11 protein-coding genes are annotated in these 12,442 nt (G+C 58.9%); 9 read left to right on the forward strand and 2 right to left on the reverse strand.

The window, feature by feature from the left end:
• Positions 1 to 37 precede the first annotated feature (37 nt).
• A complete protein-coding gene (locus AF70_RS13310) occupies positions 38 to 403 on the forward strand; it encodes a YkgJ family cysteine cluster protein (protein ID WP_018926887.1) in 366 nt (121 codons plus the stop codon).
• Positions 404 to 551: 148 nt separating this feature from the next.
• Positions 552 to 2,828, forward strand: coding sequence for a bifunctional diguanylate cyclase/phosphodiesterase (locus tag AF70_RS13315; RefSeq protein WP_028939253.1), 2,277 nt, complete (start codon positions 552 to 554; stop codon positions 2,826 to 2,828).
• Here AF70_RS13315 and AF70_RS13320 read toward each other — a convergent pair.
• A complete protein-coding gene (locus AF70_RS13320) occupies positions 2,719 to 3,615 on the reverse strand; it encodes an NAD(P)-dependent oxidoreductase (RefSeq protein ID WP_028939252.1) in 897 nt (298 codons plus the stop codon). The genes AF70_RS13315 and AF70_RS13320 overlap by 110 nt on opposite strands.
• A gap of 197 nt (positions 3,616 to 3,812) precedes the next feature.
• On the opposite strand from AF70_RS13320, the gene AF70_RS13325 reads away from it, so the two are divergent.
• On the forward strand, positions 3,813 to 6,011 hold the full coding sequence (locus AF70_RS13325; RefSeq protein ID WP_019580924.1) for a hypothetical protein: 2,199 nt from the start codon (positions 3,813 to 3,815) through the stop codon (positions 6,009 to 6,011).
• Positions 6,012 to 6,249: 238 nt separating this feature from the next.
• On the opposite strand, the gene AF70_RS13330 is transcribed toward AF70_RS13325, so the two are convergent.
• On the reverse strand, positions 6,250 to 6,555 hold the full coding sequence (locus AF70_RS13330; protein WP_026286481.1) for a DUF2288 domain-containing protein: 306 nt from the start codon (positions 6,553 to 6,555) through the stop codon (positions 6,250 to 6,252).
• Between the two features lie 350 nt (positions 6,556 to 6,905).
• Between AF70_RS13330 and AF70_RS13340 the strand changes: the two genes are divergently transcribed.
• From AF70_RS13340 to AF70_RS13365, 6 genes are all read left to right on the forward strand, one after another.
• On the forward strand, positions 6,906 to 8,033 hold the full coding sequence (locus AF70_RS13340) for a branched-chain amino acid ABC transporter substrate-binding protein (protein WP_028939251.1): 1,128 nt from the start codon (positions 6,906 to 6,908) through the stop codon (positions 8,031 to 8,033).
• A gap of 227 nt (positions 8,034 to 8,260) precedes the next feature.
• Positions 8,261 to 9,184, forward strand: a complete 924-nt coding sequence (livH, locus tag AF70_RS13345; RefSeq protein WP_018926893.1) for a high-affinity branched-chain amino acid ABC transporter permease LivH — start codon at positions 8,261 to 8,263, stop codon at positions 9,182 to 9,184.
• Positions 9,181 to 10,437 (forward strand): high-affinity branched-chain amino acid ABC transporter permease LivM, encoded by a 1,257-nt coding sequence (locus AF70_RS13350; RefSeq protein WP_019580927.1) that lies wholly within the window; start codon positions 9,181 to 9,183, stop codon positions 10,435 to 10,437. The genes livH and AF70_RS13350 overlap by 4 nt, the downstream gene beginning before the upstream one ends.
• On the forward strand, positions 10,434 to 11,201 hold the full coding sequence (gene livG, locus AF70_RS13355) for a high-affinity branched-chain amino acid ABC transporter ATP-binding protein LivG (protein ID WP_019580928.1): 768 nt from the start codon (positions 10,434 to 10,436) through the stop codon (positions 11,199 to 11,201). Before AF70_RS13350 ends, livG begins: the two co-directional genes overlap by 4 nt.
• Entirely contained in the window at positions 11,202 to 11,903 is a 702-nt protein-coding gene (locus AF70_RS13360; RefSeq protein ID WP_019580929.1) for an ABC transporter ATP-binding protein, read from the forward strand.
• A 221-nt stretch (positions 11,904 to 12,124) separates the two neighbouring features.
• Positions 12,125 to 12,430: a DUF2282 domain-containing protein gene (locus AF70_RS13365; protein ID WP_019580935.1), complete on the forward strand. Its 306-nt coding sequence runs from the start codon at positions 12,125 to 12,127 to the stop codon at positions 12,428 to 12,430.
• Positions 12,431 to 12,442 lie beyond the last annotated feature (12 nt).

The following is a 12,442-nucleotide window of genomic DNA, read 5'->3' on the forward strand; positions in this document are numbered from 1 at the left end:
GCCCACCCTGCCCCCATTCCTCTTTTGATCATTGCCCATGTCCGAAGCCAGTCCGTGTCTGAATTGCGGTGCCTGCTGTTCTCATTTCCGCGTGTCTTTTTTCTGGGGTGAATGCACCTCGGCCGGGGGCACGGTGCCTGACGAACTGGTCACGTCCATCAGCCCCAGCCGGGTGGCCATGCTGGGCACAGACTGCAAACCTGTTCGCTGTGTCGGTCTGGTGGGCGAAGTGGGCAGCACCGTGCAGTGCTCGATCTACGATCAGCGCTCCAGCACTTGTCGGGAGTTCGACGCCTCTTGGGCCAATGGCGAGGCGAACGTGGATTGCGATGCGGCACGGGCCGCGTTCGGGCTGCCCGCCCTGCAACCTGAATTCGAAACGCCTTTTGAGCAGATCGCCTAAGGCTTGGCAGCGACCGCAATCAAGCCATTCGAAAAATATTTGACATCATTGCGCTATCATCCCTTGCGCTCCATGTAAGCCCTCTATACTGCCAGCATTCGCCAGCGCGCATGACGCAGGCCAAGATGACTCACAGACGGGACATGCTATGGAGTGGCTTGGTTTGCATTTCATGACCGGGCTGCCGGAAAGCGGGCAGGTCATACTCAATTGCACCCATAACCCGTTTCTGGTGTTGCTGGCCTATCTGGTCGCCTGCACGGCCGGTTTCGCCACGCTGGACATGACCGAGCGGGTGGGTCATGTGGAAAAGTCCGCCTCTCAACGACTCTGGCGCTGGGTCGGCGCCGGGTGTCTGGCGGGCGGTATCTGGTCCATGCACTTCATCAGCATGCTGGCGTTCCAGGTGCCGATCGAAATCCATTACCACCTGCCCACCACCCTGATCTCGCTGTTGTTCGCCCTGACCGCCTCGTGGCTGGCCATGTACACCCTGAGCCATCCCCAACTGAATTTCTGGCAATACCTGCGGGCCGCGGTGTGGATCGGCCTGGGCATCGCGACCATGCACTACGTGGGCATGGCCGCACTGCGATCGAATGCGCTGGTCTATTACCAACCCGCCCTGTTCGTGCTCTCCGTCGTGATCGCCATCGGTGCCAGCCTGGCTGCCCTGTTGATTTCCAGTCACTTGCGCGATGACACCGGTGCATATCATCTACTGGTCAAGTACACCGCCAGCCTGGTGCTCGGAGCCGGCATCGTCAGCATGCATTTCACCGGCATGGCATCGCTCAACCTGGTGCTGCCCGATGACAGCCTTCAACCGCTGCCCGGCGACAACAATCACCTGCAATTGGGGCTGACCGTAGCCGTGATGGCGCTGCTGATCATCGGCAGCAGCATCAGTGCCGCTCTGGCGGACAAGAAGCTGCAACACAAGGAGTCCGACCTGCAGCGGGTCAACGCCCTGCTCAGTCAACTGGACCAGGCACGCATGTCGCTGCAACAGGTGGCGCATTACGACCCCTTGACCAACCTGCTCAACCGCCGGGGTTTCAACCAGCTCTTCGCCGAGAAGCTCATCGAAAAAACCAACGAAGGCGGCATGCTCGCGGTGATATTCCTCGACATCGACCACTTCAAGCGGATCAACGACAGCCTTGGCCATGACGCCGGCGACGAATTGCTCAAAGTCCTTGCCAGTCATATCAAGGCCTCGGTGCGCAGCCACGAAGACGTGGTGGCGCGTTTCGGAGGCGACGAATTCTGCCTCCTCATCAACCTGTACGACCGTGAAGAAGCGCGGCATATGGCCCAGCGCATCATGCTGAAAATGAAGGACCCCATCGAGCTGTCCGGACGGCGCATGGTCATGACCACCAGCATCGGTATCAGCCTGTTTCCGGAAGACGGCAAGACCTGCGAAGAACTGCTGAAGCACGCCGACCTGGCGCTGTATCAGTCCAAGGGTAGCGGTCGCAACAGCTTGCACTTTTTCAGTTCCAACCTGAAAGCCCGCGCCACCCTGGAGTTGCAGCTCGAAGAAGAACTGCGTCACGCCCTGCGCGAAGACTCCGGGTTGATGCTGTATTACCAGCCGATCTATGACCTGAGAATCGGCCGAGTCAGCAAACTGGAAGCGCTGGTCCGCTGGCAACATCCGGTTCACGGATTGCTGACACCGGATCGGTTCATCGCCATCGCCGAGGCCAACGGCCTGATCGCTGAACTGGACAATTGGGTATTGCGCAAAGCCTGCGAAGACCTGGGCGAACTGTCCCGCCACGATTGCGACGACCTCAAGATCGCAGTGAATTGCTCGCCCCTGAACCTGGCGCGAGAAGAGTTGGCCGATGAAATCGAACACGCCCTGCACGTCTACGGGGTGACGCCCCAGCGACTGGAGCTGGAGGTGACCGAAAATGCCCTGATGGGTAATATTTCCAACACCCTGGTGTTGCTGCGGCAGATTCGCGCCCTTGGTGTTTCGTTGTCGATCGACGACTTCGGCACCGGCTATTCATCCCTGGCCTACCTCAGGCGCCTACCATTAAACACGCTGAAGATCGACCGCTCGTTCATTCAGGACATTCCCATGGCCACCCAGGACATGGAAATCGTCCAGGCCATTATCGTCATGGCCCATACCCTGCATTTGCAAGTCGTCACCGAAGGTGTCGAGACCCTCGAGCAATATGACTTTCTCCAACGCCACGGCTGCGATTTTGTCCAGGGCTACCTGCTTAGCCATCCGGTGCCGCTGGCTGAGTTGCGGCCGGTGCTGGCCGAAATCAACCAGCACACGCATGCCGTCAATCCGTTGAATCTGGCTCACGGTACAACTGCACTAACGTCGAGGGATCCTTTTCCAGGAACCCCTGCCCCCCATGGAGGCGCATCAGTTGTGCGGCCAATCCGCTGATCGGCGTGGCCGAACCCTGTTCGCGGGAAAACTTCACGGCGGTATCGAGATCCTTGAGCAACGTGCGTACGTGCCATTTCACGGGCTCGAAACGGCTTTCGGCCATTTGCGGCGCGAGAATCTGCAACGGTTTTGAATCGGCGAAACCACCGGCCAGCGCCTCGGCAATCAGGCTGGCATCGACCCCGGAGCGCTCGGCCAGGGCCACCACTTCAGCAATGACCAAGGCATTGCAGGCGACGATCATCTGATTGCAGGCCTTGGTCACCTGCCCCGCGCCGACCGCGCCCATGTGGGTCACGCGCTGGCCAAGGGTCAGCAACACCGGCCGCACGCGCGCAAGGTCTGCCGCCTCGCCACCGACCATGATCGCCAGACTGCCGGCCTCGGCGCCGACCACCCCGCCGGACACTGGCGCATCGAGCCAACCCATCCCGGTTTTATTGGCCAGTGCTGTGGCCATTTCCCGCGTTGCAGTGGGCTCCAGGCTGGAAAAATCCACCAGCAACTGGCCGCTTTTCGCCCCCTCGGCAACGCCAGTCGCGCCAAACACCACCTCACGTACCACCGCGGTATCGGCCAGGCACAGCATCACCACGTCGGCGTGCTGACACAGCTCGGCCGGTGTCGCCACTTGCCGCGCGCCGGCCTCGACCAGCGCTGCACACTTGGCCGGGTTGCGGTTCCACACCGTCAGCGGATAACCGGCCGCCAACAAGCGTCGGCACATCGGCAAACCCATCAGGCCGATTCCGGCGAACCCCAGCGCAGGCAACGTTGCCATCATTTAGCCTCTCTCTGATTAAAGATCATCGAATATTGGCCGATTCATCATGGTTAAGGAAAGGATTCCCCCGAGCGATGTTCAGGCCAAGGCCCTGACGCTTGGGCCACATTCGCGCTAAAAAAAGACGCGAGATCCCATTCCGTGATGACTCGATGACACTTGTCGCCGAGCCGACCAGTCCAGGTATATGGCGCACAATGACTTCTAAAAACAATCCGGCCACCGCGGTATCCGACCTGACCCTGAGCCCCGCGGCGAACAGCCCCTCATCGTCGAAGCCATTGCCCCCGTCGCGTCCGCTGTCGACTCAGCAATACCTGTACTTCACCGAAACCAATACCGACCGCATCCTCGACAACCTCGACGGCCTGCGCGACCTGGTGTTCCCGCGCCCGCCCCATCTGGAAGGCGACAACGAACAGCACAACGACCAGGAATTCCCCTCGGTGTGCCTGATCGGCCTGGGCCGCTGCGGTTCGAACATCGCGCTGGACGTGGCGGAGCTGGTGTACAACGCCCGCAAGTTCTACCTCAACGAATTCAACAACGAAGACCGTCTGTCGCCGGATAAACGCTACGCCGAAAAGGGCTACAGCCCGGCGCAGTGGATTCGCAACAACCTGCGCCTGGGGCCGAACAAGGCCACCAAACCGGTATTCCTGGTGGAACCGCTGGTGATGCTCGGCGACCTGGACAAGGACATCGCCGGTCGCATCCGTTTCTCGCGCAAGGGCGAAAAAAGCGGCTTTTTGCGCGACTACAGCAAAATGAAAATCATGGACTTGTCGGAAGTCCACGCCGGTGGCGCCGGTAACGCGCCGATCCTCGGCCAGTACCTGGCCAAGATCATCCTGAACAAGGACACCCAGCGCTTCTCCAGCCCCGACTGGAAGATGATTCACTCGTACCTGATCGACAGCTGCGGGATCAAGGCCAACCAGTCGCGCCTGTACTTCTCGATCTTCAGTGCCGGCGGCGGTACCGGTTCGGGCATGGCCTCGGAATTCGGCCTGGCCCAGCAGCACTCGTACATGAACAAGACGTTCGACACCAAGCCGATGGACGAACACGACGGCAAGAGCGGCCATTCCTTCGTCTTCGAGCCGATCTTCACCAGCGGCATCTGCGTACTGCCGAACATTTCCGATCACCGCAGTGAAATGTCCGAAGCGCTGCACATCAACGCCGGTCGCCTGCTGTGCAAATACCTGTCGGAAGAGTGGGACTTCTCCTACAACTTCGCCAACGAGGACAGCAGCGAAGCCAGCGTCATGGGCCGTATCCGCCCATGGAACGCGATGATGCTGATCTCCAACGACATCATGCGTTATGCCGAAGAAAGCGATGACGGCAACATCCAGAACATCGACGTCAACGCGATGGAAAAGCACGCCAACCAGTACATCTCACAGCAGATCTTCAACATTCTGACGGCGCAGGCGGTCACCACCGACTACGACCAGAACTATTTCCGTCGCGCTGGCATCGACATCGGCGAAACCATTCGCCTGGACGCCAACGACCTGTTCATGAGCCTGGCCGGCCCGGTGGCAATTGCCTACGCCGAGTCCGTGGTGCCGGAAACGCCGCCGCCAAGCAGCGACAAGTTCAAGGTGTTCGAGAAAGAGCCGCAGCGCCTGAACATCGACGACCTGTTCTTCCGCTCCATCGACCTCCCGCACTTCAACAAAGTCACCCAGGCGATTGAAGGCATCAGCCTGTTGCCGATCGAGTCCAAGCGCTACCGCGCCTCGCTCGAGCAGTACAAGAATTCGGGCTATGACGCGGCCGCGCTGCACGACCTGCACTTCTTCAAGAATTGCTCGTCGGTGGTGTCGATCGTGTCCTTGCCCAAAGACTACAAACTGTCCTACATGGACCTGAACCGGTTGAAGACTCACCTCAACAGCTTGTTCCCCAACACCACGCTCAAGCGTTATGCACTGGTGATCGGCGCCTCGGCCAACCTGTCGCTGACCACCCTGATCGCCAAGAGCCCATGCCTGTCGGACGACTTCCTGACGCTGATCGTGGCGTTCATCAAGCGTTGCTTCGCAAAAAATCCGTATCGCTTCGACGAAACGCTGGATAACTCGATCCTGGACTTCATCATCCATGAAGACTTCGACGAAGACCGGATCGACGACCTGCTCAACGAATTCGAAAACCCGGCGAAGATCCTCGACACCAACTGGTACGCGATCAAACCGATGTACGAGAAGAAGTACCGCGAGCTGATCAACGACAAGGACAAGTTCGTCTCGATCAATGACATTCGTTTGTCGCGCGATTGCGTGAAGAAGGCGATCAAGTACCTGCGCGAGATATACCGTCACCGGATTGGCAAGACCAAGGTTATTTCGCTGAATAACCATACGGGCAAGACGGCTTATTGAGGTCGAGCCTTTAACGATCGCAGCCTTGTGATGATCGTTCCCACGCAGAGCGTGGGAATGATCACAACACCCAGAAACAATTGAGCAGCCCATCGGCTGCTCAATAAACTGTTCCCGTTACGTTTACGTCACCGTTATACCGGCCTTTCTGTGGCCTTTCTCCACGGCAACGTGCCATCACGCTACTCGGCTACACACTTTTGCCCGACAAAACCAAGCACCAAATCGGTGCAAGCATTCAAGCCTTCGCCCTTTCCTGGATCATAATCCACGGCGAAACAACCACGGCCCACAGCTCCGGATCACGCTCGAAAAGATCCAGCGCCCGCGTTTCAGACAGCTTGGCGACCTTGTCGGCGGCCAGCCAGGCAGCGACTTTCTCGCCTTCATCGGTCGCCACCGCCTCCGCCGCAGCAATCAAATCCAGGCCTGGGTCGACCCACAATAGGGCACCCTTGGCGAAGAACGGCTCCAACTCTTTCCAGGTAATAGATGCGGTTTCACCAAGCAGCTTGGCATAGAGGGTGCTAGGTTCTTGAGTCATGGGTTGCTGTCCGCAAAAGAAATCGATGTGAATGATAACGTCGGTGTTGCGCCAGAAAAACCCGGATGCAATTGCGTTACCGATTGAAAAACCCGGGAAAGCCAGGGAATGCTGCTGCTTCAAGTATTAGCCAGCTAACATCCTGCCGCGATTCTGTCTTTTTCTTTCAACAAAGCGACACCCTCAGGTTTTGCCCCCTGGCGCCAGCTTCCCAGGCTAACAATCGGCGCTCTACACTGTACCGGTACAGTTGCCGGGGGCATTTTCCGGAGGATATCGACGATATCTGACCCGGTTCTGCTGCTACGGCGCCAGGACTATAAAAACTACAACAGTAAGAGTGGAGCACTATGACTAAGGCTACTAAGCAGATTTCAAAACTGTTTGCCGCTATGGTTCTGGCCGGGGTTGCCAGCCATTCGTTCGCCGCCGACACCATCAAGATCGGCATCGCCGGCCCTAAAACCGGCCCGGTCACTCAATACGGCGACATGCAGTTCATCGGCGCCAAGATGGCCATCGAGCAGATCAACGCGAAGGGCGGCGTCGACGGCAAGATGCTCGAAGCCAAGGAATACGACGACGCGTGCGACCCTAAACAAGCCGTGGCCGTCGCCAACAAAGTGGTCAACGATGGTGTGAAATTCGTGGTCGGCCACCTGTGCTCCAGCTCCACCCAGCCAGCTTCGGACATCTACGAAGACGAAGGCGTGATCATGATCACCCCGGCTGCCACCAACCCGGACATCACCACCCGTGGTTACAAGCTGGTGTTCCGCACCATCGGCCTGGACAGCGCCCAGGGCCCTGCCGCCGGTAACTACATTGCCGATCACGTAAAACCGAAAATCGTTGCCGTGCTGCACGACAAACAGCAATACGGTGAAGGCATCGCCACCGCCGTGAAACAGACCCTTGAGAAGAAAGGCGTCAAGGTTGCCGTGTTCGAAGGCCTCAACGCCGGTGACAAGGACTTCTCCTCGATCATCCAGAAGCTCAAGCAAGCCAACGTCGACTTCGTCTACTACGGCGGCTACCACCCGGAGCTGGGCCTGATCCTGCGTCAGTCCCAGGAAAAAGGCCTGAAAGCCAAGTTCATGGGGCCTGAAGGCGTCGGCAACGACTCCATCTCGCAAATTGCCCAGAATGCTTCCGAAGGCCTGTTGGTCACCCTGCCGAAATCCTTCGACCAGGACCCAGCCAACAAAGCCCTGGTACAAGCCTTTGCCGACAAGAAGCAGGACCCAAGCGGTCCGTTCGTGTTCCCGGCCTACTCGGCTGTCGAAGTGATTGCCGAAGGTATCAAGGCAGCCAAGAGCGAAGACACCACCAAGGTGGCTGAAGCCATTCACAAAGGCACCTTCAAGACCCCGACCGGTGATCTGTCGTTCGACAGCAAGGGCGACCTGAAAGACTTCAAATTCGTGGTCTATGAGTGGCACTTCGGCAAACCAAAAACCGAAGTTTCCCCTCAGTAAGCTAGCTCCATGATTAATAAAGCCCACTGCGCAAGCAGTGGGCTTTGTTTTACGAGATTAATGAGTCAGAGTCCCGCGATCCGGGAGTTGGCTTACCTGAAAATCTTAAAACCGTCACCAGCGGTTCGCTGGCAAACGCTCGTGCGAAGGTGGCCACAGACCACACAGCCCGGGCCGGAACATGACTCCACCAGTGAAATGCGTATCAGGTTTTTAGGAGCGCTGTAATGCCTGAGATCTATCACTTCTTCCAACAGCTGGTTAATGGGATGACCATTGGCAGCACCTATGCCCTTATAGCCATTGGCTACACAATGGTTTACGGCATTATTGGAATGATTAACTTCGCCCATGGCGAGGTCTACATGATCGGTTCCTACGTGGCCTTCATCGTCCTTGCCGGACTGGCCATGCTGGGTATCCATTCTCTGCCGTTGTTGATGACCGCCGCTTTCCTGGCGACCATCGTAGTGACCAGTGCCTACGGCTACAGTATCGAACGGATCGCCTACCGCCCTCTGCGGGGCAGTAACCGTCTGATCCCGCTGATCTCCGCCATCGGCATGTCGATCTTCCTGCAGAACTCCGTACTGCTCTCGCAGGACTCCAAGGACAAATCGATCCCCAACCTGATTCCGGGCAGCTTCAGCTTCGGTCCAGGCGGCGCACAGGAAGTGCTGATCTCCTACATGCAGATCCTGGTGTTCGTGGTGACCCTGGTGGTGATGCTCTGTCTCACCCAGTTCATCTCGCGTTCACGACTGGGACGCGCCTGTCGGGCCTGTGCCGAAGACATCAAGATGGCCAACCTGTTGGGCATCAACACCAACAACATCATCGCCCTGACCTTCGTCATCGGTGCCGCCCTGGCGGCCGTGGCGGCAGTACTGCTGAGCATGCAGTACGGCGTGATCAACCCTAACGCCGGATTCCTGGTAGGCCTCAAAGCCTTTACCGCGGCGGTGCTGGGTGGCATCGGCAGCATTCCGGGCGCCATGCTCGGTGGTCTGGTGCTGGGGGTAGCCGAAGCATTCGGCGCCGATATATTCGGTGACCAGTACAAGGACGTGGTGGCTTTCGGCCTTCTGGTCCTGGTGCTGTTATTCCGGCCAACCGGCCTGCTGGGTCGTCCGGAGGTTGAGAAAGTATGACTAGGAATCTTAAACAGGCGCTGTTCAGCGCCCTGCTGGTATGGGCCGTGGCCTATCCGGTACTCGGCCTGAAACTGTCCATCGCCGGGATCAACCTCGAAGTGGAAGGCGCCAGCACCTCCACGCTGATCATCATCGCCACCTGCTCGGTGCTGATGTTCCTGCGTGTGCTGTTCGACCGCGAATACTCGGCGGCCATGCGCTCCGTGCCCAAGGGCAAACTGATCCCGGCCAGCGCGAGCCACTTCCTGACCCTGCCGACCACCCAGCGCTGGATCATCATGGCGTTGATCGTCGTGGCACTGGTGTGGCCGTTCTTCGGTTCACGCGGTGCGGTGGACATCGCCACGCTGATCCTGATCTACGTGCTGCTCGGCCTGGGCCTGAACATCGTGGTCGGTCTGGCCGGCCTGCTCGACCTCGGTTACGTCGGCTTCTACGCCGTGGGCGCCTACAGTTATGCGCTGCTGTCGCACTACTACGGGCTGAGCTTCTGGATCTGCCTGCCGATCGCCGGCCTGATGGCGGCCACATTCGGCTTCCTGCTCGGTTTCCCGGTGCTGCGCCTGCGCGGTGACTATCTGGCGATCGTGACCCTGGGCTTCGGTGAGATCATCCGTCTGTTCCTGCGTAACCTGACGGGCCTCACCGGCGGACCGAACGGCATCAGCAACATCCCCAAACCGTCGCTGTTCGGCCTGACCTTCGAAAGAACGGCCGCCGAAGGCATGCAGACCTTCCACGAGTTCTTCGGCCTGACGTACAACCCGGTCAGCAAGGTGGTTTTCCTCTACCTGGTGGCGCTGTTGCTGGCACTGTTCGCGCTGTTCGTGATCAACCGCCTGCTGCGCATGCCGATCGGCCGTGCCTGGGAAGCCTTGCGCGAAGACGAAATCGCCTGCCGTGCCCTGGGCCTGAACCCGACCGTGATCAAGCTGTCGGCCTTCACCCTGGGTGCCTGCTTCGCCGGTTTCGCCGGTAGCTTCTTCGCCGCGCGCCAAGGGCTGGTCACACCGGAGTCGTTCACCTTCATCGAGTCGGCCACCATCCTCGCCATCGTGGTGTTGGGCGGCATGGGCTCGCAGTTGGGCGTGGTTCTCGCGGCTGTCGTGATGATCCTGTTGCCCGAACTGATGCGTGACTTCAGCGAATACCGCATGTTGATGTTCGGCGCCTTGATGGTGCTGATGATGATCTGGCGTCCTCAAGGTCTGCTGCCGATGCAACGCCCCCACATGGAGCTGCGCAAATGAGCCGTGAGATCCTGAAAGTAGATGGCCTGAGCATGCGCTTCGGCGGCCTGTTGGCGGTCAATGGCGTAGCCTTGAGCGTCAAAGAGAAACAAGTGGTCTCGATGATCGGCCCCAACGGCGCCGGCAAGACCACTGTATTCAACTGCCTGACCGGGTTCTACAAACCCACCGCCGGCACTATCCAGCTCAACGGTGAAGCGATCGAAGGCCTGCCCGGCCACAAGATCGCCGGCAAAGGCGTGGTGCGGACTTTCCAGAACGTGCGACTGTTCAAGGACATGACCGCCGTGGAAAACCTGCTGATTGCTCAGCACCGGCACCTGAACACCAACTTCCTGGCAGGCCTGTTCAAGACTCCGTCGTTCCGCAGAAGCGAACGCGAGGCGATGGAATACGCCGAGTTCTGGCTCGACAAGGTCAACCTCAAGGAGTTCGCCAACCGCCCGGCCGGCACCCTGGCTTATGGTCAGCAGCGCCGCCTGGAAATCGCCCGCTGCATGATGACCCGTCCAAGCATCCTCATGCTCGACGAACCGGCCGCCGGCCTCAACCCGCGGGAAACCGACGACCTCAAGGCGCTGATCGGCACCCTGCGTGAAGAGCATAATGTGACGGTGCTGTTGATCGAACACGACATGAAACTGGTCATGAGCATTTCCGACCATATCTTCGTGATCAACCAGGGCACACCGTTGGCCAACGGCACGCCGGAGCAGATCCGCGACAATCCTGAAGTGATCAAAGCCTACCTGGGGGAAGCGTAAATGCTGCAGTTCGAAAACGTTTCCACCTTCTACGGCAAGATCCAGGCGCTGCACAGCGTCAACGTCGAAGTCCGCCAGGGCGAGATCGTGACCCTGATCGGCGCCAACGGTGCCGGCAAGTCGACCCTGCTGATGACCCTCTGCGGTTCGCCGCAAGCCCATAGCGGCAGCATCCGCTACATGGGCGAAGAGCTCGTCGGCCAGGACTCGTCGCAGATCATGCGTAAAAGCATCGCCGTGGTTCCGGAAGGCCGTCGGGTGTTTGCTCGTCTGACCGTGGAAGAAAACCTCGCCATGGGCGGGTTCTTCACCGACAAGGGCGACTATCAGGAACAGATGGACAAAGTTCTCGGACTTTTCCCACGCCTGAAAGAACGCTTCGCCCAACGCGGCGGCACCATGTCCGGCGGCGAACAGCAAATGCTCGCCATCGGTCGCGCGCTGATGAGCAAGCCCAAGCTGTTGCTTCTCGACGAGCCATCGCTGGGGCTGGCACCGATCATCATCCAGCAGATCTTCGACATCATCGAACAACTGCGCAAGGACGGTGTGACGGTGTTCCTGGTGGAGCAGAACGCCAACCAGGCCCTGAAAATCGCCGACCGTGCCTACGTGCTGGAAAACGGCCGGGTGGTGATGCAAGGCACCGGTGAAGCCCTGCTGACTGACCCGAAAGTGCGCGAAGCGTACCTCGGTGGTTAAGCCTTTGCGGTAAACAAAAAACGGCCTTCGGGCCGTTTTTTTTGTGCCTGGTACAAACCTCAAAACAAATGAAGAGCCCGCTCCCACAGGGGATTCGTTGTGTTTTGAGGGTTTCTGAAAAAAAACTCAGGGTGGGCTGTAACACCTCGCCCTGTCGTTTCTCTAGAGCGGTAAGCAAGCACAAACGCTTGCCAACCCAAGCTCAATTTCGGAGAAACATCATGACTGCTACCACCCGCACCCTGTCCGCCACCGCCCTGGTTCTGGCCCTTGGTTCTGCCCTGAGCATCGCCGCGGTTTCCACTGCCCACGCCGCTGACGCCAACATGGAAAAATGCTTCGGCGTGGCCATGAAAGGTCATAACGATTGCGCCGCTGGTGCTGGCACCACTTGCGCCGGCACCGCCAAAATGGATCACCAGGCCAATGCCTGGAAACTCGTCCCGAAAGGCACCTGCATGACCACCGAGAGCAAGACCTCGCCAACCGGCTTCGGCCAGATGGAAGCCTACAAAGCCAAGTCGTAATCAGCCCCCCAG

The sequence above is a fragment of the Pseudomonas sp. KD5 genome, from assembly GCF_012932895.1.
Classification (GTDB): Bacteria; Pseudomonadota; Gammaproteobacteria; order Pseudomonadales; family Pseudomonadaceae; genus Aquipseudomonas.